We start from the raw sequence: 23,928 nt of genomic DNA, 5'->3' as shown, positions 1-23,928 counted from the left end.
ATCACCCGTCCGAGGGACCGTAGGCGATGGGTAGGCGTGCAATGCTCGGGGAACGGCTCGGCTCTGTCACCATCGACGCACTCTGAGTGACCGGACTTGAGGGAAGAAGGACCCCGAGGGGTCCGGGTGCCCCGGGTGGTCCTCAGGTGACTGATCCGAGGCTCACCCCCGAACTTCACGAAGGGAACCGGACATGGGTCCCCATCCTGCGGTCGCGGCGATACGCCTGGCGGTCCGCCGCGTACTCCACGACGTACTGACCGACGTACAGCGCAGCTCCGAAACCGATACCCCACGCCCCCCGCACGAGCCGGCCCCCACACCGCTCGTGCTCGTCGCCTGCTCAGGCGGCGCCGACTCCATGGCGCTCGCCTCCGCGCTCGCCTTCGAAGCCCCCAAGCTGGGCATCCGCGCCGGCGGCATCACCGTCGACCACGGCCTGCAGCCCGGCTCCGACCTGCGCGCCGCCGAGGTCGTGGTGCGCCTCACCGCGCTCGGCCTGGCCCCGGTGGAGTCCCGCACGGTGCACGTCGGCCGGGACGGAGGCCCCGAGGCCGCCGCCCGCGACGCCCGGTACGCGGCCCTTGACGCCGCCGCCGAACACCATGCGGCGGCCGCCGTGCTGCTCGGCCACACCCGCGACGACCAGGCCGAGACCGTGCTGCTCGGCCTCGCCCGCGGCTCCGGGATCCGCTCCCTGTCCGGAATGGCCGAGACCTCGGGGGTCGCCGGCCGTTACCGCCGCCCCTTCCTCGGGATCGACCGGCAGACGGCCCGCAAGGCCTGCATGGTCCAGTCGCTGCCCGTCTGGGACGACCCGCACAACGCCGACCCGGCGTACACCCGCTCCCGGCTGCGCCACGAGGGGCTGCCCGCGCTTGAGAAGGCCCTCGGCAAGGGCGTCGTCGAGGCGCTCGCCCGCACGGCCCAGCTGTCCCGGGACGACGCCGACGCCCTCGACGCGTGGGCGGCCCAGGCCGAGGCGACCGTGCGCGACCCCGCGGGCCTCCTGGAGTGCGCCAAGCTCTACGCGCTGCCGCCCGCCGTGCGCCGCCGCGTCGTGCGCCGGGCCGCCATCGAGGCGGGCGCTCCCGCCGGCTCGCTGTTCGCCCGGCACATCGAAGAGGTGGACCGTCTGATCACCGGCTGGCGCGGCCAGGGAGCCATCAATCTCCCGGGCAAAGTCATGGCTCAGCGCCAGGGTGGCAGACTGGTGATCCGGCAAGGCTGACGAGTGCCCCGTGTTCGTTGCGGGCCCTGTCGGCTGGTGGGACGACCGAAAGTGATGCGGGTGGACGCGAAAGACATGGGCACCGACCTCAAGTCGGTGCTCATCACCAAGGAAGAGATCGACGCGAAGCTGGCCGAGCTGGCCGCGAAGGTCGACGCGGAATACGCGGGCAAGGACCTGCTGATCGTCGGCGTCCTCAAGGGCGCGGTGATGGTCATGGCGGACCTGGCGCGCGCGCTGTCCACCCCCGTCACGATGGACTGGATGGCCGTGTCGTCGTACGGCGCGGGCACCCAGTCGTCCGGCGTCGTGCGGATCCTCAAGGACCTGGACACGGACATCAAGGGCAAGCACGTCCTGATCGTCGAGGACATCATCGACTCCGGTCTGACGCTGTCCTGGCTGCTGTCCAACCTCGGCTCGCGCGAGCCCGCCTCCCTTGAGGTGTGCACGCTGCTGCGCAAGCCCGAGGCGGCGAAGGTCGCGATCGACGTGAAGTGGATCGGCTTCGACATCCCGAACGAGTTCGTCGTGGGCTACGGCCTCGACTTCGCCGAGAAGTACCGCAACCTCCCGTTCGTCGGAACGCTCGCCCCGCACGTCTACGGCGGCTGACGTCCCGTAGCGCCGCGTACGGCGTCGGGGAACCCTCACCCGTTTCCCGACGTTGAAGTAGGCGAAGGCGGGTTTGCCAGCAGTCCCAGGCGACTTCGGGTCACAATGCTGGGGTACCGTCCGAAGAACAGTCTTTATCAAACTCACTATGGCAGGAGGGACGGGGCGTCATCGCTCCGTATGGATGGACGTGAAGCGATACTTCCGTGGGCCAGTCATGTGGATCGTGCTGGCCGTCCTTGCCGTGGTCGTGTTGATGCAGGTCGTCGGCTCGTCCGGCGGCTACAAGACGGTGGACACCGGCCAGGTCGTCCAGGCGATCAACGACAACAAGGTCGAGTCGGCCAAGATCACCACCGGTGATGACCAGATCATCAAGGCCGAGCTCAAGGACGGCAAGAAGGTCGAGGGCAGCAGCAAGATCCAGGCGAGCTACATCGGCGACCAGGGCGTCGACCTCGCCAAGAATCTGCAGTCCAAGTACCAGACCAAGGACATCCCGGACGGTTATACCGTCTCGCCGTCGAAGCAGAACCCCTTCGTCGGCATCCTGCTCTCCCTGCTCCCCTTCGTCCTCATCGTCGTCGTCTTCCTGTTCCTGATGAACCAGATGCAGGGCGGCGGCTCCCGGGTCATGAACTTCGGGAAGTCCAAGGCGAAGCTCATCACCAAGGACACCCCGAAGACGACCTTCTCCGACGTGGCGGGGTCCGACGAGGCCGTCGAGGAGCTCCACGAGATCAAGGAGTTCCTGCAGGAGCCGGCGAAGTTCCAGGCCGTCGGCGCCAAGATCCCCAAGGGCGTGCTCCTCTACGGCCCGCCCGGTACCGGTAAGACGCTGCTCGCGCGCGCCGTCGCCGGTGAGGCCGGGGTCCCGTTCTACTCGATCTCCGGTTCCGACTTCGTCGAGATGTTCGTCGGTGTCGGTGCCTCCCGTGTCCGTGACCTCTTCGAGCAGGCCAAGGCGAACGCCCCGGCGATCGTCTTCGTCGACGAGATCGACGCCGTCGGACGCCACCGCGGCGCCGGCATGGGCGGCGGCCACGACGAGCGCGAGCAGACGCTGAACCAGCTGCTCGTCGAGATGGACGGCTTCGACGTGAAGGGCGGCGTCATCCTGATCGCCGCCACGAACCGCCCCGACATCCTCGACCCGGCGCTCCTTCGCCCCGGCCGCTTCGACCGGCAGATCGCCGTCGACCGCCCGGACATGCAGGGCCGTCTGGAGATCCTCAAGGTCCACCAGAAGGGCAAGCCGGTCGCCCCGGACGTCGACCTGGGCGCGGTGGCGCGTCGTACGCCCGGTTTCACCGGCGCCGACCTGTCGAACGTGCTGAACGAAGCGGCCCTCCTGACGGCGCGCGGCGACAAGAAGCTGATCGACAACCACGCGCTGGACGAGGCGATCGACCGCGTCGTGGCGGGCCCGCAGAAGCGGACCCGGATCATGTCCGACAAGGAGAAGAAGATCACCGCGTACCACGAGGGCGGACACGCCCTGGTCGCGGCGGCGTCTCCGAACTCGGACCCGGTCCACAAGATCACGATCCTCTCGCGCGGCCGGGCCCTCGGATACACGATGGTCCTGCCCGAGGAGGACAAGTACTCCACCACGCGCAACGAGATGCTCGACCAGCTCGCGTACATGCTGGGCGGGCGCGCCGCCGAGGAGCTCGTCTTCCACGACCCGACGACGGGCGCGGCGAACGACATCGAGAAGGCCACCGCGACCGCCCGTGCCATGGTCACGCAGTACGGCATGACCGAGCGGCTCGGCGCGATCAAGTTCGGCGGTGACAACACCGAGCCGTTCCTCGGCCGCGAGATGGGTCACCCGCGCGACTACTCGGAAGAGGTCGCGGCGCTGGTCGACGAAGAGGTCAAGAAGCTCATCGAGACCGCGCACAACGAAGCGTGGGAGATCCTCGTCGAGAACCGGGACGTCCTGGACAACCTGGTCCTGCAGCTCCTCGAGAAGGAGACCCTGAACAAGGAGCAGATCGCCGAGGTCTTCGCGGGCATCGTCAAGCGCCCGGCACGCCCGGCGTGGACCGGCTCCTCCAGGCGTACGCCCTCGACCCGTCCGCCGGTGCTCTCCCCCCGGGAGCTGTCCCTGACGAACGGCGCCACCCCCGCGGCGGCCCCGGGCACGGAGCAGCCCATCGAGGTGGCCCCGGAGGACCGTCCCGAGAGCTGATCCCGCGCGTCTCAGCAGGCCCGGAATGTAAGCCGCGCCCCCCTGGTTCTAGCCTGGGGGGCGCGGCTTGTTTTGTACGCCCGCAGAAGGCACGCTCACCCCGCGCAGGCAGTCGCGGGAACGCACAGGAACGAGGCACAGATGACCGACCCCGTGACACTCGACGGCGAGGGCTCGATCGGCGAGTTCGACGAGAAGCGGGCCGAGAACGCCGTGCGTGAGCTGCTGATCGCCGTGGGAGAGGACCCCGACCGCGAGGGCCTGCGCGAGACGCCGGGCCGGGTGGCGCGCGCGTACAGGGAGATATTCGCCGGACTGTGGCAGCAGCCGGAGGACGTCCTGACGACGACGTTCGATCTCGGACACGACGAGATGGTCCTGGTGAAGGACATCGAGGTGATGAGTTCCTGCGAACATCATCTGGTGCCCTTCGTCGGCGTCGCCCACGTCGGGTACATCCCGTCGACCGACGGCAAGATCACCGGCCTCTCGAAGCTGGCCAGGCTCGTGGACGTGTTCGCGCGCAGGCCGCAGGTGCAGGAGCGGCTGACCACGCAGATCGCGGACTCCCTGATGTCGATACTGGAGCCGCGCGGGGTGATCGTGGTCGTCGAGTGCGAGCACATGTGCATGACGATGCGCGGAGTGCGCAAGCCGGGCGCGAAGACCATCACTTCCGCGGTGCGCGGGCAGCTGCGGGACCCCGCGACGCGCAATGAGGCGATGAGCCTGATCATGGCCCGCTAGCCCGGCCGTCAGCACGGGCCGGTATGGCCCGCCCCGGTCACCCGGCCCCGGCCTGAGCAGTGGTGACTGCCTACGCCGGAGCCGCCCCGCCGCCGCCGTTCTCGTCGTCGTCCTCGGGGAGCCGGCAGACGCGTTCCATGAAGAAGGCGGCCAGTATCACCGCGATGCCCATCAGGACCGAGAGGCCGGCGTACACCGCCTGGTCGCGGCGGGCCGGGATGTCGAGGAATTCGAGCAGGAACGCGCCCGTGCCGCCGTACATCCCGGTGACGAGTGCCGCGACCAGCGCGCTGGCCTGACCGAACACGACGGCCCTGGCGGCCATCAGGGGCTCCACGCCCTTCGCGCCGGGGCGGCGCTCGCGCTGGGCGCGCAGCCGGGAGCGGAGCGAGAGCGCCGTCGCGAACAGGACGACGGCGATGACCGCGAGCACGATCGGCGCGGCCAGCGGGACGCGCGGCAGCGTGCCGAAGGAGTCCCACAGCCGGGCGCCCGACCAGGACAGCACACCGGCCGCGAGGAAAAGGCCGGCCAGCGTCCTGATGCGCAGTTGCTTCACGGGTGACCCTTCATCGGCTTGCTTACCTCGACCGCCTCTTCCAACGACTACTCGGGCAGCCGGAGTTCCAGGTCGGCGCGGGGCGCGACCCCTTCGAGGGTGATCGATTCGAGGATCCGCGCCACTGGCCCGCGGCCGGCCAGCTGCGCCTCGGGTTCGACATCGTGCCAGGGGGCGAGGACGAAGGCACGCTCATGCGCGCGCGGGTGCGGCAGCGTGAGGACCGGGTCGTCGGAGACGACGTCCGCATACGCCACGATGTCCACGTCGATCGTGCGCGGGCCCCAGCGCTCGTCGCGTACGCGGTGGAAGGCCTCCTCGACCGCGTGCGCGCGCTCCAGGAGCGAGGCGGGCGGCAGGGTCGTCTTCACCACGACGACCGCGTTGAAGTACGAGGGCTGGCTGCCGGGGTCGACGCCCCACGGCTCCGTCTCGTACACCGGGGAGACCGCCTTGACCCGCAGGCCCGGGGTGTCCTCCAGGGCGTCGATGGCGCCCTGGAGGGTCTCCAGGCGGTTGCCGAGGTTGCTGCCCAGCGAGATCACGGCACGGTGCGGGTTGGACAGGGTGTGGTCCGCCGCGTCCACCTGCTCGACCACGGAGGTGGGCACCGGCTGGACGGTGGGGTCGCTCTGACCCGCTGTGAAGGGCGCAGTCATACTCGGCTCCGGGTGATGGTGACGGTCACGTCGTCGAACGGCACGGTGATCGGGGCGTCCGGCTTGTGCACGCACACCTCGACCTCCAGGACTCCGTCGTGCTTGAGACACGCCTGTGCGATGCGCTCGGAGAGCGTCTCGATGAGGTCGACGGGTTCGCCCTCGACCACGGCGACGACCTCTTCGGCCACGATCCCGTAGTGCACGGTCTTCGCCAGGTCGTCGTCGGCCGCGGCCGCTCGCGTGTCCAGGCCGAGAACCAGGTCCACGATGAAGGTCTGGCCCTCTTCGCGCTCCCGCGGATAGACACCGTGGTGCCCGCGGGCCTTGAGGCCGCGCAGCGCGACACGATCCACGCGAATCACTCCTGAAATCGTCGGTATCGGCAGGCCTGCACCGAGTGCGGTCGGCACACCAGCCTCGATCGAATCTACCTGCGAGCACTGACAGTCCTTGCCCGCGGGGCCCCGCGACGGGGATTCGGGCCCCCATGATCCCGGGCTGTTTCCTGGCCCCTACCCACTACGAGGGGGCCTCGTCGCCTTCTTCGTCGTCAGTTTCGGCCAGTACGGGCGACGCGTGGTGCGACCACAGTTTCCAGCCGTCGGGTGTGCGGCGGAACACATTGGTGGCGACGACGAGCTGGCCCACGAGCGGGCCGAGTTCGCCGCCGGCCTCCGGGGGCGGGCCGCCGCTGAGGATGTTCTCGGTGCACGTCACCAGGGCGGTGTCGCCCGCCACGCCGACCTTCAGGTCGGTGAGGAAGAACTGGATGTACTCGGTGTTCGCCATGATCAGCGCGTACGACCTGAGGACCTCGCCGCGGCCCCTGAGGACGGGCCAGCCGGGGTGGACACAGGAGACGGTGCCGCCGGCATCCGTGTCGGTGTCGGCGGCCGTCCCCTCGGTGTCCGTGTCGGCGTCCAGCCACAGGCCGGCCACCTCGTCGAAGTCGCCGCGTTCCAGCGCTTCGTAGAAGGCGGTGTTGGCGCGTTCGACCTGCTCGATGTCGGTCCTCGCGGCGGTCACCGGTGGCCGCCAGCCGCCGCGCCCGTCACGGCCCGGGCGACCCGGACCGCGTCGGCCGTCGCCCGCACCTCGTGCACGCGGACCGCCCAGGCGCCCTGGTGGGCGGCGATGGCGGAGACCGCGGCGGTGGCGGCGTCGCGCTCGCGGGCGGGCGGTGGCGCGCCCTCGGGACCCGCGAGGACGCGGCCGAGGAACCGCTTGCGGGAGGCGGCGACCAGAACCGGGTGGCCGAGCCCGCACAGCCGGTCCAGGTGGGCGAGGAGCGCCAGGTCGTGCTCGGCCTCCTTGGAGAAGCCGAGGCCCGGGTCGATGACGATGCGCTCGGGGGCGATGCCGCCCTCGATGGCGGCCCGCACGCGCGCGTGCAGTTCGGTGACGACTTCGCCGACCACGTCCTCGTAGTGCGGCCTGGCGTTGATGTCGGTGAGGAAGCCGCGCCAGTGCATGACCACGAAGGGGGCGTGCGCGGCGGCGACGGCCGGGACCATGCGGGGGTCGGCGAGGCCGCCGCTGACGTCGTTCACGAGGACGGCGCCCGCGGCCAGTGCCTGTTCGGCGACAGCGGCGCGCATGGTGTCCACGGAGACGGTGACGCCCTCGGCGGCCAGTTCGCGGACGACGGGGACGACGCGCTTGAGCTCCTCGTCCTCATCCACTCGGGTGGCGCCCGGACGGGTGGACTCGCCGCCGACGTCGACGAGGTCGGCGCCCCGCGCGACCAGGTCGATGCCGTGCTTGACGGCGGCCGTCGTGTCGAACCAGCGTCCGCCGTCGGAGAACGAGTCCGGCGTCACGTTCACCACGCCCATGACCGCACAGCGGTCCCACTCCGGCAGCCCCTGGACCGTTCCCCGCCCGCGCAACGTACTCATGTCTCCAGCCTAGGCGGCCGCTACGCCGCCTGGACCTCGCGTTCGTGGGCCTGGTGCGGGCAGGGGCGGGACTGCGCGGTGCCCCTGCGCAGGAACCGGGGGAGCGCGAGGGTCACGAAGCCCTCGGCCTGCATGGCGGCGAAGCCGATGCGGGGCAGGTCCTTGCTGGAGCGGTAGACGACGAAGCGGGGCTCCCAGCGGGGGCGGAACTTCGCGTTGAACTTGTACAGGGACTCGATCTGGAACCAGCGGGAGAGGAAGACCAGCAGGCCGCGCCAGGCGCGCAGGACCGGGCCCGCGCCGATCTTCTCACCGCGGGCGAGGGCGGCGCGGAACATCGCGAAGTTGAGGGACACGCGCGCGATGCCGAGCTTCGGGGCGGCCTGCAGTGCGGCGACGATGAGCAACTCGTTCATGCCGGGATCGGCCGAGCGGTCGCGGCGCATGAGGTCCAGGGAGACGCCGTCCTTGCCCCAGGGGACGAAGTGGAGGACGGCCTTCAGGTCGCCGTAGGCGCCGGGCTCCTCGTCGGCCTTGTGTGCGGTCGCGATCAGGCAGTCGCCGTCGTTCGGGTCACCGATGCGGCCGAGCGCCATGGAGAAGCCGCGCTCGGTGTCGGTGCCGCGCCAGTCGTCGGCGGCGCGCTGGATCTTGGCGAGCTCCTGTTCGCCGAGGTCACGGATGCGCCGTACGCGCGTCTCGTAGCCATTGCGCTCGATCCGCTTGACCATCTGGCGTACGTTGCGCATCGCACGCCCGGAGAGGGAGAAATCCGCGACGTCCACCACCGCCTCGTCGCCCAGTTCCAGGGCGTCGAGGCCGGTCTCACGGGTCCAGACCTCGCCGCCCGTCTCGGAGCAGCCCATGACGGCGGGCGTCCAGGAGTGGGCCTTCGCCTCGTCCATGAAGCGCTCGATCGCGCCGGGCCAGGCCTCGACGTCACCGATGGGGTCGCCGCTGGCGAGCATCACGCCGGAGACGACGCGGTAGGTGACGGCGGCCTTGCCGCTGGGGGAGAAGACGACGCCCTTGTCGCGGCGGAGCGCGAAGTGGCCGAGCGAGTCGCGGCCGCCGTGCTTGTCGAGCAGGACGCGCAGCTTCGCCTCGTCGCTGTCGGTGAGGCGCGCCGCCGGGTGTTCGGGGCGGAAGGCCAGGTAGATGGTGGTCAGGGCGGTCAGCATGCCGAGGGCGCCGAGGGAGAAGCCGACCGTCCAGGACGTGCGTCCGTAGTAGTCGACGGGGCCCTCGAAGCCGAAGAGGCCGTAGAGGACGTGCTCCAGGCGCTCGGTGATGCTCGGGTCGCCGATGACCTTCCCCGGGTGGACGCTGACGATGACGAGGCCGAGGACGATGGAACCCGCTCCGAGGAGGACGAAGTTGGCCAGGGCACGCCAGCGGCTGCGCGGGTCGGGCAGCGCCGTGAACTCACTCCGGTGGCGCAGTACGAGCGCGAGGAGCGCGAGCGAGATCACCACGCCGATGATCGAGTGCCGGTACCCGAACTGCGCCATGGCGCCCACGGGGAGCAGCACCACGGCGGCCCGCCACGCCCGCCGCTTGTGGCGGCGCAGGCCGTGTGCGAGCAGGAGCAGCAGGATGCCGGAGCTGAGCGCCATGGCGGCGGCGAAGGGGCCGAGCGCACCCGGCAGGACTTCGGCGATGGCGTGCATGCGGCTGTGCCGGAAGCGGGGGAAGACACCTGCCGCGACGTTCAGTAGGCCGACGAGTGTGCAGGCTCTCGCGACGAGGATCGGCACCGCCTCGGGCCGTGGGCCGCGCAGTATCCGGCGCAGCCGACCGTCGTGGCGGTCCTCACTCCCCGGAACCCCGCCCGACATTTCCCCATCTATCCTGACAGACATCGCATCCCGTAGTTCTGCGAGAGACCTTGATTCCGGCGCCAAAACGGCATCCGGCAACATTGCGTTCTCTAGGACGGTCCTTCTGGGACACGGGTTCATTCCCGACCGGAAACCGCTGGAAAAGCTCTGGCAAGGTCCCCGGCGAGCGCCGGCAGGATCCGGGCCCGGGTCCGGTCCCGCCGGGGCACGCGCCCGGCACAGGTAGAAAGCGCAGGCAGGAACACCCCATGGGTCTCACGAGCAACACGGTCCTCGCCCTTGCGGTCTTGCTGGCCGTACTGCTCTTCGTCGGCACGATCTGGCTCTGGCCACGCCTTGCCCGTCGCAGCTGGAAGGCGGTCACGGGCCGCGTCGGGCTGCTCCTCGCCGCCCAGGTCGCGATCTTCGCCTCGGTGGGTCTGGCCGCCAACCAGGCCTTCGGCTTCTACGCCACCTGGGCGGACCTCTTCGGACAGGAGACGGCACCCGGCCTCGTGGTCGACCACGACACGGCCAAGGGGACGGGTCCCGTCAAGGTCGTCGACACCCAGACCGTGAACGTGCCGGGCGGCAGCCGACGCGTCACGGGAGGCGAGATCCAGAAGGTCGAGATCAGCGGCAGGGGGTCGGAGATCGCCAGCCCCGCCTACGTGTACCTGCCGCCCGAGTACTTCCAGCCGCAGTACAAGAACCGCAAGTTCCCCGCGGCCGTGGTCCTCACCGGCTACCCGGGCACCGCGGAGGCGCTCATCAAAGGGCTCCACTACCCCGAGACCGCCCACAGGCAGGCCGCCGGCGGCAAGATGCAGCCGATGATCCTGATCATGATGCGGCCGACCGTGGCGCCGCCGCGCGACACGGAGTGCGTGGACATCCCCGGCGGCCCGCAGACCGAGACGTTCTTCGCCCAGGACCTGCCCGGAGCCGTGTCCGACCACTACAGGGTGGGCGTCAAGCCCGAGAACTGGGGCATCATCGGCGACTCCACGGGCGGCTACTGCGCCCTGAAGCTCGCCATGCACCACCCCGAGGTGTACGCCGCGGGGGCGGGCCTGTCCGCGTACTACAAGGCGCCCATCGACGTCACCACCGGTGATCTCTTCCACGGTGACAAGGAGCTGCAGAACCGCGCCGACCTCATGTGGTACCTCGACCACATGCCGCCGCCCAAGACGTCCCTGCTGGTGACCACCAGCAAGAAGGGCGAGGGCAACTACCGCGACACGCAGAAGTTCATCGACAAGGTGAAGGCGCCCACGCGCGTCTCGTCGATCACGCTGGAGAGCGGCGGGCACAACTTCAACACCTGGCGCAGGGAGATCCCCGCGAGTCTGGCGTGGATGAGCGGGCGCTTGAGCGACGACTGAGCGACGGCTGAGCCGCGCTTGAGCCGCGTCTGGGCCGCGCGTGAGTCGCGCCTGGGCGGCGGCTGACGGTCAGTCCGTGCCGATGGCCGTCACCGTCTCCAGTTCGACCTCCGCGCGCGCGATGTCGCGCGCCTCCGCCGCCGTCGAGCGGCGCAGCGCCTCGTGCAGCCGGGCCGGGGTGAGCACGCCGAGGAAGCGGCCCTCGCTGTCCTTGTCGATGACCGCGATCCACCCCGCGTCGTGCTGCAGCATCGTCGCGAACGCCTGCTTCAGGCTCGCGCCCACCGGAAGCCATGCCTCCATGCGACGGGCGTGCTCGCGCACCGTGCCGCCGCCCACGCGCGCGTGCTCCGCGGAAACCCAGCCGTGCAGGTTGTTCCCGCCGTCCAGGACGACGGCCCAGGGAGCGTCGAGCTTCTTGGGCAGCGGGTCGTCGAGGTGCACCACGGGAGGCTGCTCCAGGTCGCCCTCCTCGATCGGCGTCACGGAGAGCCGCTTCAGGCCCCGGTCCGCGCCCACGAAGTCGGCCACGTAGTCGTTGGCGGGGGAACCGAGCACCGTGGAGGGCGTGTCGAACTGCTCGATGCGCCCCTCGCCGTAGACGGCGATGCGGTCGCCGAGGCGGACCGCCTCCTCGATGTCGTGCGTGACGAAGAGCACCGTCTTGCGGACGGCCTGCTGCAGGCGCAGGAACTCGTTCTGCAGGTGTTCGCGCACGACCGGGTCGACCGCGCCGAAGGGCTCGTCCATCAGGAGCACCGGCGGATCGGCCGCCAGCGCGCGGGCGACGCCGACGCGTTGGCGCTGGCCCCCGGAGAGCTGCTCGGGGTAGCGGTCACCGAAGACGGCGGGGTCGAGACCGACCAGGTCGAGGAGTTCGGCGGCACGCTCGCGGGCCTTGCCGCGCTTGACGCCGAGCAGATGTGGGACGGTCGCCGTGTTGTCGAGGACCGTCTTGTGCGGGAAGAGGCCGACCTGCTGGATCACGTAGCCGATGCGGCGGCGGAGTTGGACGGGATCGGTGGCGGATATGTCGTCGCCGTCGACGTATATCCGGCCCGCGCTCGGCTCGATGAGCCGGTTCACCATCTTCATCGTGGTCGTCTTGCCGCAGCCCGAGGGGCCGACGAGCGTGACCAGTTCACCCTCGGCCACCTCGAAGGACAGGTCGTCGACGGCCGTGGTGCCGTCCGCGTAGCGCTTGGTGACGTGCTCGAACCGGATCATGGTTCCCCATTGTGGAGGGCGGTGGCGGGCTTTGCGTGAAGGCCGTGTTGCGGCCGTACAACGAGTCTCTGCGATTGTCAGTGCCGCGCGTTAGGGTCGCCAGACACGGGGGGACGTGTGTGCGGCATACGTCCGGGGATTCGGGGGAGGTGGGGCGCGTGGCCGAGCAGAACTGTCTGGTGACGAACGACTGGATCTGCGGGGAGTACCTCCGCACCCGCGACCAGGAGTTGATCGACGCGACCCTCCAGCACGTGGGGATCACGGTCGTCTCCGTGGCGATCGGAGTCGCGGTGGCCCTGCCGCTCGCGCTCCTCGCGCGGCGCTGGCGCTTCCTCGCGGGACCGATCCTCGGCGTGACGACCGTGCTCTACTCGATCCCCTCGCTGGCCATGTTCTCGCTGCTCCTGCCCCTCTTCGGGCTCTCGGCCTCACTGGTCGTCACGGGCCTCGTGCTGTACTCCCTCACGGTCCTCGTGCGGAACATCCTGGCCGGCCTCCAGGCCGTCCCGGAGGAGGCGCGGGACGCCGCCCGCGGGATGGGGTACGGGCCGTTGCGGCTGCTGTGGGAGGTGGAGCTGCCGCTCGCGCTGCCCGCGCTGCTCGCCGGCGTCCGCATCACCACGGTCTCCACGGTCGCCCTGACCACCGTCGGCGCCATCGTGGACTACGGCGGCCTCGGCACCCTCATCCTCGACGGCCTCGACACGACCTTCAAGGCCCAGGTGCTCACGGCGTCGGTGCTCTGCGTGCTCCTCGCCGTCACCGCCGACCTGCTGCTGCTCGGACTCCAGCGGTGGCTGACGCCCTGGACGAGGACCCGTCGGACCCGAATACGGACGGACCGTGCCGCGCGGAAGGCGGACGTCGCCAAGGTGGCCGATCCTGTATGAACGCGATATCCGGTGCGTACGACTGGCTGACCACGGGCGCCAACTGGCAGGGCGAGAAGGGGGTGTGGCACCGCCTCGCCGAGCACCTGTACTTCAGCGGGGTCTGCCTCGCGGTCGCCTGCGCCATCGCGCTGCCCCTCGCGCTCTACCTCGGCCACATCGGCAAGGGCGGCGCCCTCGCGGTCAACATCTCCAACGTCGGCCGTGCGGTGCCCACCCTGGCCCTGCTGATCCTGCTCACGCTCACCCCGCTCGGGGAGCACGGTGACGCGCCGACGCTGATCGCGCTGGTGCTCTTCGCCGTTCCGCCGCTGCTGACCAACGCCTACCTGGGGATGCGCGAGGTGGACAGGGCGGTGGTGGAGGCCGCGCGCGGGATGGGGATGAGCGGTGGCCAGCTGTTCGCGCGGGTCGAGCTGCCGCTCGCGTACCCGCTGATCATGACGGGCATCCGGTCCGCCGGCGTGCAGGTCGTCGCGACGGCCACGCTCGCCGCGATGGCGGGCGAGGGGGGCCTCGGCCGGATCATCACGGCCGGGTTCAACCTGCAGAACACGCCGCAGGTGGTGGCGGGCGCCGTCCTCGTGGCGCTGCTCGCACTGCTCGTGGAGGGGGTCCTGGTGGTCGCGGGGCGTCTCTTCGACCCGATGCGGCGATAGCGAGTTTGTGATTCTTTCCTTTCGAAATGGTGGTTCACCGATGAACAGCACAACGCGTCGTGCGCGACGGATGGCAGGGGCGGCCGCGGCCGTCGTGGCGCTGACCGCGGGGCTCGCCGCGTGCGGCGGGGACGATCTGGAGGACAAGGGCAGCGGATCGGACAAGGCGGGCGACGGCAAGAAGGGCTCGATCATCGTGGGCTCCGCGCGGTTCACCGAGCAGAAGGTGCTCGCCGAGCTCTATGCGGGTGTCCTGGCGGACGCCGGTTATGACGCGCAGGTCAAGACCGTGCAGAACCGCGAGATCTACAAGCCCGAACTGAAGAAGGGCTCGATCGACGTCGCGCCCGAATACGCGGCGACGCTCGCGGAATTCCTCAACTTCGAGAAGAACGGCCCGAAGGCGAAGCCGGTGGCCTCCAGTGACTTGGTCGCCACGGTGAGCGCGCTGGAGAAGCTCGCGGAGCCGCAGGGCCTGAAGGTGCTCCCGGCCGGCCGGGCGGTCGACCAGAACGCGTTCGCGGTCTCCAGGGAATACGCCGAGAAGCACAAGCTCAAGACGCTCTCGGACCTCGGCAGGTCGGGTGAGAAGGTCAAGATCGCGGCGGGCGACGAATGCGAGACCCGGCCGTTCTGCGCGCCGGGTCTGAAGTCGAAGTACGGCATCGACATCGCCGGAATCGACCCCAAGGGCGTCGGCAACACGCAGTCCAAGCAGGCCGTCAAGAACGGCACGGACCAGATGCTGCTGACCACGACGACCGACGCGACGCTGAAGAACTACGACCTCGTGATCCTCAAGGACGACAAGAAGCTGCAGAACGCGGACAACATCGTTCCCGTGGTGAACGAGAAGGAGGCCGGCGACAAGGAGATTGCCGCCGCGCTCGGGAAGCTGACCAAGACGCTCACGACGGAAGACCTCATGGAACTCAACCGGAAGGTCGACGAGGAGCGGCAGAAGGAAGCGGATGTCGCCCAGGAGTATCTGAAGTCGAAGGGCCTGATCTAGGTTCCGGCTGGGCTTCTTCTGGGTTCCGGCCGGGTTCCGGCTGTGAGTCGGGGCTGCGATTCGGCTGGGTTCCCAGTAGAAGTTGATCAAGAAATCCGGCGAGAAGTCGCGCGGTCGCGGCGGAAGTTGACCGGTGGAACAAAGTGGATGAGGGGTGGGGAGTTGTGGCCGGTTATGGACGCGGCGCCTGCTTTTTGCCGGGCGGGGCACCAGACTTCGCCTACGCGCGGTAAGTTTCTGGCCATGCCACGTGGACGTCACCGCCATTCCCCACCCCTGCACAGGCTGCTTCCTCCCTCGACGGTCGCAGGCGTCTCGGTTCTCAGCGCCGGCAGCGCCTGGATGTTCGCGGAACCGATCGTGCTCCGCGGGCTCGTCGCGGCCGCGGCCGCCGCTGCCGTCGTCGGCTCGGTCGTCATGCGCCGTTGGGACCAGGCGGCGGGCAAGCGCGTCGCCGAGCTGGGCCGGGCGCGCGCGAGCGACGAGTGGCGCTACGAGGAACGGATAGCCGAGGCCGAGAGCGACCTCGAGGAGTCCCGCGAACTGCGGGGCAAGCTGGAGACGAAGCTGCGGGCCAAGCGCGCCGAACTGGCGGCGCTGCGCAACGAGCACGCGGCGCTCCTGCGGCGGTACGCGACCGCGGAGACGGAGCGGGCCAGCGCCCTCGAGGGGCGGCGGCTGCTCGCCATCGAGGCGTCATCGCCGACGCCTGCGTTGCCGTCGGGGGCGGAGGCTCGGCCCGGGTCCGGTTCGGGCCCGCGTCCGGGGTCAGGTGCCGAGGACTTGGTGCCTGCGGTTCGGGGCGGGGCTCCGGTGCCGGGGGCGCGTACGGAGGGTGCCGGTGCCGGTGCCGGTGCCGGTGCCGGTGTCAGTGCCGAGGCGCAGGGTGGGGCTTCCGTGAGCTCCGCTCGGTCGGGTGCCAGTCCCACACCTTCGTTGTTCCTGCGAGCCAATGCCGCGCTCGACCGCATGGCGCCGGGGTCGGCGTCCCGGCCGGAAGCGGAGGACGAGTCGCGGGGGAAGCCCGGGGCGGCCGACGGATACGGCGGGCACGAGCGCGCGGTCGCCGTCGCGCCGCCCGTTCAGGCGCGCCGCCCGGTGCCTCAGGGAGGCTTCGACTTCTTCGGCACGAAGAACGTGGCGCCCGCGGCGCTGGAGTCCGTGCAGAACTCGGACCTCGCCGATGTGGTGGGCGAGGAGGCGCTCGCGGTCCACAAGGCCGAGTCCGAGAGCGAGTTCAAGGATGCGGCTGAGGGCGATGCGGTGCGGGGGGCCGGGCAGGTCATCGATCTGACGGCTCATGACGAGACGGAGCAGATCGATGTGGCGGGGTTGAGGACGGCGTGAGCGCTCTGCTGGGCTGAGCGGGTGCTGGCGGGGGCGCCTTGCGGGTGGCCTCGGCGGCTGTTCTGCCGGGGGCTGTGGGGCGTCTGCGGGTCCGGCCGTGGCTGATCGCGCAGTTCCCCGCGCCCCTTTGCGTAGTTCCCCGCGCTCCTGGGTGGGCCTTGTTGGGGCGTGTCGTTGTGTGCGGGTCGTCCGTGGGTTTGCGCAGTTCCCCGCGCCCCTATGCGCAGTTCCCCGCGCCCCTGATGGGGGCCTCACGTCATCCAGCGGTCCGGGCGGGCTGCCTTGCGGCTTGTGCGGGAGTGGGTCGCCTGGGTTTGGAGGAGGGATTTCGCCTCGGCGGTCGGTCGTAGGCGGGCCGTCACCGTTTTGTCGGCGCCGGTGTCCAGGCATACGTCGGCCACGTCCTTGTACCGCTCCCAGGGGCCCTGGGAGAGCCGCACGCTCTGCACCTTGGCGTGCGGTACGAGCGAGAGGCGGCGTCTGAGCAGGCCGTGGCGGGCCGCGAAGACCTCGGGGGTGACCGCGAGGCCGTACCCCTTCCACCAGAGCGGTACGCACCACGCCGCGCGCGCGGGTGGCCGTTCGAGGTCGGCCGGGTCCGGCACGCGCACGCCAGGCAGGACCCGGCCGATCACCGCCGCGGCGTGCTCCCGCGGCGCGACCGGCACCAGGACGCCGTTGGCCGAACCCGCCACGTCCAGCTCGACCCGCACCCAGCCGCGTCGGCGCCACAGCAGCGGCTGCACGATGTGCACGGTCTGTACGCGGCCCGGCGGCACCGTCTCGTGGGCCTTGTCGAGCAGCCCGTAGTCGATGCGCAGGCCGTCGGGGGACTCGCCCACCGTCCAGTCGTACTCCTTGATGAAGCGGCCGACGCTGCTCGCGAACGAGCCGCCCAGCATGGGCAGTGCGGTCGCGAGGACGGTCCACGCGTTGTGCGTGGCGAACCAGAGGAACGTGGGGACCACGGTCGCGGCGAGAAGCAGTGCCCAGGGCCCGCCGGTCAGCAGCAGGGAGACGGCGAGCATGCGCGGCTGGACGTGCAGCAGGTCCCGCACGGGCGCCTCGCCGACCTCGCGTGCCTCCTCGGGTGCGAAACCGGCCGCCCGCGCGAGGAGTTCGGCCCGCAGTTCGGCGGCCTCCCGCTCGCCGAGGTAGGCCAGCTCGTCCTTCTCCTCCGCGCCGACGACGTCCAGTTTGAGCTTGGCGACGCCTGCGACGCGGGCGAGCAGCGGCCGGGTCACGTCGACGGCCTGGAGGCGGTCGAGCCGGATGTGGGCGGTGCGCCGGAAGAGCAGCCCGGTGCGGATGCGCAGCTCGGTCCCGGTGACGGAGAAGTGGGTGAACCACCAGCTCAGGAAGCCGTACAGGACGCCGCCGACGACGACGGCGGCGCCGGCCAGGAGCAGGGTGGTGGCGGTCAGCTCGGAGAGGCGCTCCTGTGTGCCGTTCGGGTCGTGGACCGCCCAGCCGGCCAGGAGCGCGAAGGGCGCCCACGCGCGGCGCAGCGGCGTGACGGGGTGCAGCCGGCGCTCGGGCGGGTGCCCGGGCGGCGCACCGTCCGGTGCCGGGCCGCCTTCGTCGCGGGCTTCCCGTACGGCGTTCACAGGCCCGCCGATCGTGCCTCGCCGAGCTCCGTCAGGCGGTCGCGCAGCCGCTCGGCCTCCTCCGGGAGCAAGCCGGGGATGCGGGCGTCGGTGGCCGCCGCGGCGGTGTGCAGCTGGACGCTGGCGAGGCCGAAGCGCCGCTCCACGGGGCCCGACGTCACCTCGACGAGCTGCATCCGGCCGTACGGCACGACGGTCTCCTCGTACCAGAGCACGCCCCGGCTGATGAGCAGGTCGTCGGCGCGCTCGGCGTACCGCCACGAGCGCCAGTTGCGCCCGAGGACCGGCCAGCCCCAGGCCGCGAGGGCCAATGGCAGCAGCGCGAAGGCGGCCCAGGCCGGGCCCGCGAACAGGCCGAGAAGCACGCCGACGAGCGCCGCGAGCGGCACCAGCCAGACCACCAGGAGGAGCCGCCGCATCTTCAGCAGCCCTCGCGGCAGCCCGGTCCACACCGGTTCGCCCGCACCCGGTTCGCCCGCACCCGCCGCGCCCGCCGGTCCTGCGGTCCCCGCCTTCCCCGCCGTCCCCGCCGTCCCCGTGTCCATGGCTCAAGCCTACGTACGCGGTGTGACAGTCGCGTAGCCCGGCGCGTGCGAGAGACTGTGGCCATGAGTCCCACGACGGAGACCACCACGGAGACCACGCTCGGCATCGGCGGCGCGGCCGAGAGCACTGACATGGTGCTCAACATCGGCCCCCAGCACCCGTCCACGCACGGTGTGCTCCGCCTCCGCCTGGTCCTTGACGGCGAGCGCATCCAGCACGCGGAGCCGGTCATCGGCTACATGCACCGCGGCGCGGAGAAGCTCTTCGAGGCCCGGGACTACCGGCAGATCGTGATGCTGGCCAACCGCCACGACTGGCTGTCGGCGTTCTCGAACGAGCTGGGCGTCGTCCTCGGTGTGGAGCGGATGCTCGGCATGGAGGTCCCGGAGCGGGCCGTCTGGATGCGCACGCTGCTCGCCGAGCTGAACCGCGTCCTGAACCACCTGATGTTCCTCGGCTCGTACCCGCTGGAACTCGGCGGCATCACCCCGGTGTTCCACGCGTTCCGCGAGCGCGAGGAGCTCCAGAACGTGATGGAGGAGATCTCCGGCGGCCGCATGCACTACATGTTCAACCGCGTCGGCGGCCTCAAGGAGGACCTGCCCGCCGGATGGGCCACCCGCGCGCGTGCGGCGGTCGCGTCGGTGCGTTCGCGCATGGACGTGTACGACCGGCTGGTGCTCGGCAACGAGATCTTCCGTGGCCGCACGCGTGGCGTCGGCGTCCTCTCGCCCGAGGCGGTGCACGCCTACGGAGTGAGCGGTCCCATCGCCCGCGCCTCCGGGGTCGACTTCGACCTGCGCCGCGACGAGCCGTACCTGGCGTACGGCGAACTCCAGGACACCCTGAAGGTCGTCACGCGCCAGGAGGGCGACTGCCTGGCGCGCTTCGAGTGCCTCCTGGAGCAGACCCACAACGCCCTCGCCCTCGCGGACGCCTGCCTGGACCGGCTCGCCGAGCTCCCGCAGGGCCCCATCAACCAGCGCCTGCCGAAGGTCCTCAAGGCCCCCGAGGGCCACACGTACGCGTGGACCGAGAACCCCCTCGGCATCAACGGCTACTACCTCGTCAGCAAGGGCGAGAAGACCCCCTACCGCCTGAAGCTGCGCTCGGCCTCGTACAACAACATCCAGGCCCTGGCCGAGCTGCTGCCCGGCCAGCTGGTCGCGGACATGGTGGCGATCCTGGGATCACTCTTCTTCGTCGTCGGCGACATCGACAAGTAGGGCCTCCCCGACCGGCAGCACCGCCTCCAGGGGTACGCCGACGGGCTGGAGCAGCCACCCGAAGTCACCGAGGCCGCCGGGCGCGGTGAGTTCCGCGGCGTCCGTCGCGCGCGCGAGGGCGCGTACGTAGGCCGCCGGGTCGCTGGAGGCGAGCGTGAGCGGGGGACGGGCGCCGCTCACCTCCAGGCCGCCGAGCGCCGCCCGCTGGCTGAGCAGCGCGGCCCCCTCCAAAGCGCAGGCGTCCAGCGCCACATGGGCCGTGATGTCGCAGCCGCCGTCCGGCACCGGCGCCGTCTCGCGGCCCGCCCTGAAGCCCGTCAGCGTCCCGAACGGCGGGCGCGCGTCCCGGTCGTGGGCGTAGTCGACGGCGACCGCGAGACCGCGCGTCAGGGACGCCACGGCCGCCCTCCACGCCTCGTCCCGCGGGCGCCCGATCTCCGCGCGCAGCCCCGGTTCGGGAGGCAGCGGCCACCAGCGCGCCAGCCAGTCGGCGTCCGGCCCCTCGACGGGGCCGCCCAGACTCTCGCTGCCGTCGTCACGTACGAGCACCCTGCGGGGCGTTCCGTCGGCGGCCACCTCGGCGACGTCCACGGGGACGTTGTCCAGCCACTCGTTGGCGAAGAGCAGGCCCGTCACGCCGGCCGGCGGAGCGGGGTGCCACTCGACGCGCGGGTCGAGGCCCGCGGGGCGCCCGGCGCGCTCCACCGCGTACGCACGCACGCGTGGCGCCACATCGGCGGGCAACGCGGCCAGGACACCCGCGGTCAGTTCGCCGCGGCCCGCGCCCATGTCCACGAAGGCCACCTCGTCCGGGTGACCGAGCGCCGCGTCCAGGCGGCACAGCAGGAGCGCCACGGCGCGCGCGTAGAGCGGCGACGCGTGCACGGAGGTGCGGAAGTGTGCCGCGGGTCCTTCAGGGCGGCGGTAGAAGCCTTCTGGGCCGTACAGCGCGGCCTCCGTCGCCTCGCGCCAGCCGCGCGGGGCGGGGCGGGGCCGCTCATCGTCGTCGTTCGTCACAGCCCGCAGGCTAAGCGGCCTCCACCTTGGGGAGTACATGTGCCCGACAGGGATCGGACCTTCGGTTGACCCTGGGGCGCCGCCGGGCTACTTACGCTGGGTTATGTGCAGCGCCTCTATGACTTCCTCCGCAGACACCCGACGTGGGTCGACGGCTTCTGGGCTTTCGTCCTCCTCGGGATCTCCGGGCTCGGTCTGGTCACCATGGCCGAGGGGGGCGGCCGCGACCCGGGCGTGGTGGCGGTCCCGGTCGCCGTAGGCTTCTCCCTGGTGATGGCGCTGCGCCGCCGGGCGACCGACAAGATGCTGGTGTTCGCCGTGGTCCTCGGCTTCGTCCAGCTCATCTTCGACGTGGGGGCGATGCCGGCGGACTTCGCGATGCTGGTGATCATCTATACGGCGGCGGCCGTCGGGTCGACGTGGGCCTCCCGGCTCGCGCTGGTCGGCGGCTTGTGCGCGGCTCCGCTCTCGATGCTGCGCTCGCCGGTGGAGAACACCAGCGTCTCCGGCAACGTGCTCTTCACGATCTTCCAGATCGTTCCCTTCGCGCTCGCCTGGGTCCTCGGCGACTCCATCCGCACCCGCCGCGCCTACCTCGCCCAGCTGGAGGAGCGCGCCGACCGCCTGGAGAGGGAGCGCGAGGCGCAGTCGAAGGTCGCGGTGGCGGCCGAGCGGGCCCGGATCGCCCGCGAGCTGCACGATGTCGTGGCGCACAACGTCTCCGTGATGGTCGTCCAGGCCGACGGCGCCGCGTACGTCCTCGACAGCGCGCCCGACCAGGCGAGGAAGGCCCTGGAGACCATCTCGGGCACCGGTCGGCAGGCGCTGGCCGAGATGCGCAGGCTGCTCGGTGTGCTGCGCACCGGCGAGCCCGAGGAGAGCGGCGAGTACGTGCCGCAGCCCGACGTCGAGCAGCTCGACGAGCTCATCGAACAGGTGCGTACGGCGGGCCTGCCCGTCGACTTCAAGGTGGAGGGCACCCCGCGCCCGCTGCCCAGCGGCGTGGAGCTCACCGCGTACCGCATCGTGCAGGAGGCGCTGACCAACACCCGCAAGCACGGCGGGGAGAACGCCGGTGCGAGCGTGCGCCTGGTCTACTTCGACGACGGCCTCGGGCTGCTCGTCGAGGACGACGGCAAGGGCGCGCCGCACGAGCTGTACGAGGACGGCGGGGCGGACGGCAGCGGGCACGGCCTGATCGGCATGCGCGAGCGCGTCGGCATGGTCGGCGGCACGCTCGACGCGGGGCCGCGCCCCGGCGGCGGGTTCCGGATCAGCGCGCTGCTGCCGCTGAAGCCCGCACACTGACGCCGCGTCCGCACACTGACGCCGCGTCCGCACACTGACGCCCGGCCCGCCCACCGCCGCGGTCACCGAAAGCGCACACTGACACCGTCACCGAACTCTTTGAAGGGATCCCTTTGATGTCGATCCGCGTGATGCTCGTCGACGACCAGGTGCTGCTGCGCACCGGGTTCCGGATGGTGCTCGCCGCCCAGCCGGACATGGATGTCGTCGCGGAGGCGGGCGACGGCGTCGAGGCCCTGGAGGTGCTGCGCGGGACCGAGGTCGACGTGGTCCTCATGGACGTCCGCATGCCGAAGCTGGACGGCGTGGAGGCGACCCGGCGCATCTGCCAGGACGCGAACCCTCCGAAGGTGCTGATCCTGACCACCTTCGACCTCGACGAGTACGCCTTCTCGGGGCTGAAGGCAGGTGCGTCCGGCTTCATGCTCAAGGACGTGCCGCCGGGCGAGCTGCTCGCCGCGATCCGCTCCGTGCACAGCGGTGACGCGGTGGTCGCGCCGTCCACCACGCGGCGGCTCCTCGACCGCTTCGCGCCGATGCTGCCGAACGCAGGCGGGCAGCCGCAGCACAAGCAGCTGGAGCGCCTCACCGACCGGGAGCGCGAGGTGATGATCCTGGTCGCCCAGGGCCTGTCGAACGGCGAGATCGCGGCGCGGCTCGTCCTCTCCGAGGCGACAGTGAAGACCCACGTCGGACGGATCCTCACCAAGCTGGACCTGCGGGACCGGGTGCAGGTGGTGGTCCTCGCGTACGAGACGGGGATCGTGCGGGCCGGGGGCGGCGCCTAGTCCCCGATCCGCCTGGATGCGTACTGGCCCCCCGGGATCAGCGCAGCACGCCTTCGATGAAGTCGCTGCCCAGGCGTGACACGACGCCGATGTCCAGCTGGTGCTGGACATAGCGGCCGCGGCGGCGCGTGGTGATCAGGCCGGCCTTCTTCAGGACGCCCAGGTGCCGGGATATCTCCGGCGCCGTCATGCCGTGCGCGTCGGACAGCTCGCTCGTCGTGTACGCCCCGCGCGCGAGGTGGCGGCACAGGCGCATCCGCACCGGGTGGGCGAGCGCGGACATGCGGCGGGTCAGCTGCTCCACGGTGGTCGGGGCGGTGAGGCCGGGGGAGCTGATGGGGTACGTGATCGTCGCCTGCCAGCCCTTGCGGTGCAGCACCCACAGGTGCGGCCAGCCGAGGCTGGTCGGGACGATCGACAGGCCGCCGGATCCCGTGGTGGTGCGGCCCACGCTCATCTTGTCCACGGTGATGAGCCGTTCGCTCTCGTCCAGGGACACCGCCGACGAGATGGAGTTCAGGGTCTCGGCGAGCCCCTTGCGCCGCAGCAGCTCCGTCCTGTGCCGGGCGTCCGCGGCCAGTTGATGGCTCACCCGGGCCCAGGTGTCGGCGAAGAAGGCTTCGTCGCAGTCCTCCAGCAGCGAGCGGAACCACGCGCGCACGACCGGCGGATCGTCGAGCAGCCGCTTGGTGAAGCGCACCTGATGCGGGCCGCGGGCGGCGGCCAGGTCCAGCGCGCGCCGCTGCACGGCGGGGTCGGACAGCAGCTTCCTGTCCGGCTCCGAGTACGTCGACTGGCAGGTGAACTCCAGGGCCGCGTCCACGAACTGTTCGTCGGTCAGCTTGTCCAGCTGGTCGAGCTCCTCGGCGAGTGTGGCCCCCGGGAGCTCGTTCTGCCCGGGGAGTCCCGCGAACGGCGCGAAGACGTCCGAGTACGTCGTGCGCCAGAGGAAGTCGGCCTCGCACAAGCGGTCCGCCAGGCACGGGTCCAGGCGTGTGGAGACGGCCGTCACCCAGCCCTGGAGGCCCGGGTGGTGGCCCGGCTCGGACAGCGCGTGCAGCGCCATGCCGAGCTCGGCCAGGGGCGAGGGGACGAAGTGGATCCGCTCCTGGGACAGCCCGGTGATGTCGATGCTCACGCTCATGGCCCCATGGTGCACCTCCCCACCGACAGCGCGGCCG

At 71.0% G+C, this 23,928-nt stretch carries 23 protein-coding genes; 12 read left to right on the top strand and 11 right to left on the bottom strand.

What is annotated here, in order from left to right; all coding sequences use genetic code 11:
* The first annotated feature begins 193 nt into the window (after positions 1 to 193).
* From tilS to folE, 4 genes are all read left to right on the top strand, one after another.
* Positions 194 to 1,231, top strand: a complete 1,038-nt coding sequence (gene tilS, locus AC07DI_RS33565; RefSeq protein ID WP_384259211.1) for a tRNA lysidine(34) synthetase TilS — start codon at positions 194 to 196, stop codon at positions 1,229 to 1,231.
* Positions 1,232 to 1,285: 54 nt separating this feature from the next.
* Positions 1,286 to 1,846: a hypoxanthine phosphoribosyltransferase gene (hpt, locus tag AC07DI_RS33560; RefSeq protein ID WP_055565725.1), complete on the top strand. Its 561-nt coding sequence runs from the start codon at positions 1,286 to 1,288 to the stop codon at positions 1,844 to 1,846.
* A 184-nt stretch (positions 1,847 to 2,030) separates the two neighbouring features.
* A complete protein-coding gene (ftsH, locus tag AC07DI_RS33555; protein WP_384259209.1) occupies positions 2,031 to 4,043 on the top strand; it encodes an ATP-dependent zinc metalloprotease FtsH in 2,013 nt (670 codons plus the stop codon).
* 141 nt (positions 4,044 to 4,184) lie between these two features.
* Complete coding sequence (gene folE / locus AC07DI_RS33550) at positions 4,185 to 4,790, top strand: GTP cyclohydrolase I FolE (RefSeq protein WP_478908357.1); 606 nt, start codon at positions 4,185 to 4,187, stop codon at positions 4,788 to 4,790.
* A gap of 70 nt (positions 4,791 to 4,860) precedes the next feature.
* Here folE and AC07DI_RS33545 read toward each other — a convergent pair whose 3' ends face one another.
* From AC07DI_RS33545 to AC07DI_RS33520, 6 genes are all read right to left on the bottom strand, one after another.
* Positions 4,861 to 5,349 (bottom strand): DUF3180 domain-containing protein, encoded by a 489-nt coding sequence (locus AC07DI_RS33545; protein ID WP_478908355.1) that lies wholly within the window; start codon positions 5,347 to 5,349, stop codon positions 4,861 to 4,863.
* A gap of 47 nt (positions 5,350 to 5,396) precedes the next feature.
* A complete protein-coding gene (folK, locus tag AC07DI_RS33540) occupies positions 5,397 to 6,008 on the bottom strand; it encodes a 2-amino-4-hydroxy-6-hydroxymethyldihydropteridine diphosphokinase (RefSeq protein WP_384259201.1) in 612 nt (203 codons plus the stop codon).
* Positions 6,005 to 6,364, bottom strand: a complete 360-nt coding sequence (gene folB, locus AC07DI_RS33535; protein ID WP_384259199.1) for a dihydroneopterin aldolase — start codon at positions 6,362 to 6,364, stop codon at positions 6,005 to 6,007. The genes folK and folB overlap by 4 nt, the downstream gene beginning before the upstream one ends.
* Before the next feature lie 166 nt (positions 6,365 to 6,530).
* Positions 6,531 to 7,037: a nuclear transport factor 2 family protein gene (locus AC07DI_RS33530; RefSeq protein ID WP_478908353.1), complete on the bottom strand. Its 507-nt coding sequence runs from the start codon at positions 7,035 to 7,037 to the stop codon at positions 6,531 to 6,533.
* Positions 7,034 to 7,909, bottom strand: a complete 876-nt coding sequence (gene folP / locus AC07DI_RS33525) for a dihydropteroate synthase (RefSeq protein WP_478908351.1) — start codon at positions 7,907 to 7,909, stop codon at positions 7,034 to 7,036. Before folP ends, AC07DI_RS33530 begins: the two co-directional genes overlap by 4 nt.
* A 20-nt stretch (positions 7,910 to 7,929) precedes the next feature.
* On the bottom strand, positions 7,930 to 9,747 hold the full coding sequence (locus tag AC07DI_RS33520; protein WP_478908349.1) for a phosphatidylglycerol lysyltransferase domain-containing protein: 1,818 nt from the start codon (positions 9,745 to 9,747) through the stop codon (positions 7,930 to 7,932).
* 251 nt (positions 9,748 to 9,998) lie between these two features.
* Here AC07DI_RS33520 and AC07DI_RS33515 point away from each other — a divergent pair, with 251 nt between their 5' ends.
* On the top strand, positions 9,999 to 11,117 hold the full coding sequence (locus AC07DI_RS33515; RefSeq protein ID WP_478908347.1) for an alpha/beta hydrolase: 1,119 nt from the start codon (positions 9,999 to 10,001) through the stop codon (positions 11,115 to 11,117).
* Positions 11,118 to 11,186: 69 nt separating this feature from the next.
* Here the strand turns inward: AC07DI_RS33515 and AC07DI_RS33510 are convergent, their stop codons facing one another.
* Positions 11,187 to 12,344, bottom strand: coding sequence for an ABC transporter ATP-binding protein (locus AC07DI_RS33510; protein WP_478908345.1), 1,158 nt, complete (start codon positions 12,342 to 12,344; stop codon positions 11,187 to 11,189).
* A gap of 158 nt (positions 12,345 to 12,502) precedes the next feature.
* Between AC07DI_RS33510 and AC07DI_RS33505 the strand changes: the two genes are divergently transcribed.
* From AC07DI_RS33505 to AC07DI_RS33490, 4 genes are all read left to right on the top strand, one after another.
* The gene (locus AC07DI_RS33505) at positions 12,503 to 13,237 is read left to right on the top strand and encodes an ABC transporter permease (RefSeq protein WP_384259186.1); all 735 of its coding nucleotides are present in this window, start codon (positions 12,503 to 12,505) and stop codon (positions 13,235 to 13,237) included.
* The gene (locus tag AC07DI_RS33500; RefSeq protein ID WP_384259184.1) at positions 13,234 to 13,896 is read left to right on the top strand and encodes an ABC transporter permease; all 663 of its coding nucleotides are present in this window, start codon (positions 13,234 to 13,236) and stop codon (positions 13,894 to 13,896) included. Before AC07DI_RS33505 ends, AC07DI_RS33500 begins: the two co-directional genes overlap by 4 nt.
* Positions 13,897 to 13,936: 40 nt before the next feature.
* Positions 13,937 to 14,908 carry an ABC transporter substrate-binding protein gene (locus AC07DI_RS33495; protein WP_478908342.1) on the top strand — a complete coding sequence of 324 codons (972 nt, stop codon included), beginning with the start codon at positions 13,937 to 13,939 and terminating at the stop codon, positions 14,906 to 14,908.
* Between the two features lie 243 nt (positions 14,909 to 15,151).
* Positions 15,152 to 16,255 (top strand): coiled-coil domain-containing protein, encoded by a 1,104-nt coding sequence (locus tag AC07DI_RS33490; protein WP_478908341.1) that lies wholly within the window; start codon positions 15,152 to 15,154, stop codon positions 16,253 to 16,255.
* A 251-nt stretch (positions 16,256 to 16,506) separates the two neighbouring features.
* Here AC07DI_RS33490 and AC07DI_RS33485 read toward each other — a convergent pair whose 3' ends face one another.
* On the bottom strand, positions 16,507 to 17,862 hold the full coding sequence (locus AC07DI_RS33485; RefSeq protein ID WP_478908340.1) for a PH domain-containing protein: 1,356 nt from the start codon (positions 17,860 to 17,862) through the stop codon (positions 16,507 to 16,509).
* On the bottom strand, positions 17,859 to 18,407 hold the full coding sequence (locus tag AC07DI_RS33480) for a PH domain-containing protein (RefSeq protein WP_478908338.1): 549 nt from the start codon (positions 18,405 to 18,407) through the stop codon (positions 17,859 to 17,861). The genes AC07DI_RS33485 and AC07DI_RS33480 overlap by 4 nt, the downstream gene beginning before the upstream one ends.
* Before the next feature lie 63 nt (positions 18,408 to 18,470).
* Between AC07DI_RS33480 and AC07DI_RS33475 the strand changes: the two genes are divergently transcribed.
* A complete protein-coding gene (locus AC07DI_RS33475) occupies positions 18,471 to 19,634 on the top strand; it encodes an NADH-quinone oxidoreductase subunit D (RefSeq protein ID WP_384259174.1) in 1,164 nt (387 codons plus the stop codon).
* Here AC07DI_RS33475 and AC07DI_RS33470 read toward each other — a convergent pair.
* Complete coding sequence (locus tag AC07DI_RS33470) at positions 19,599 to 20,651, bottom strand: SAM-dependent methyltransferase (protein WP_478908336.1); 1,053 nt, start codon at positions 20,649 to 20,651, stop codon at positions 19,599 to 19,601. The genes AC07DI_RS33475 and AC07DI_RS33470 overlap by 36 nt on opposite strands.
* A 105-nt stretch (positions 20,652 to 20,756) precedes the next feature.
* Here AC07DI_RS33470 and AC07DI_RS33465 point away from each other — a divergent pair, with 105 nt between their 5' ends.
* Together AC07DI_RS33465 and AC07DI_RS33460 are read left to right on the top strand one after the other, a co-directional pair.
* Positions 20,757 to 21,959 carry a sensor histidine kinase gene (locus tag AC07DI_RS33465; RefSeq protein ID WP_478908335.1) on the top strand — a complete coding sequence of 401 codons (1,203 nt, stop codon included), beginning with the start codon at positions 20,757 to 20,759 and terminating at the stop codon, positions 21,957 to 21,959.
* A 116-nt stretch (positions 21,960 to 22,075) separates the two neighbouring features.
* Complete coding sequence (locus tag AC07DI_RS33460) at positions 22,076 to 22,747, top strand: response regulator transcription factor (protein WP_384259166.1); 672 nt, start codon at positions 22,076 to 22,078, stop codon at positions 22,745 to 22,747.
* 37 nt (positions 22,748 to 22,784) lie between these two features.
* Here AC07DI_RS33460 and AC07DI_RS33455 read toward each other — a convergent pair whose 3' ends face one another.
* Positions 22,785 to 23,891 (bottom strand): DUF5937 family protein, encoded by a 1,107-nt coding sequence (locus AC07DI_RS33455; RefSeq protein ID WP_384259164.1) that lies wholly within the window; start codon positions 23,889 to 23,891, stop codon positions 22,785 to 22,787.
* Positions 23,892 to 23,928: the final 37 nt, after the last annotated feature.

This window comes from Streptomyces sp. NPDC044106, assembly GCF_056433985.1.
The sequence above is the reverse complement of the archived record's forward strand: the minus strand, read 5'-3'. Positions and strand labels throughout refer to the sequence as shown.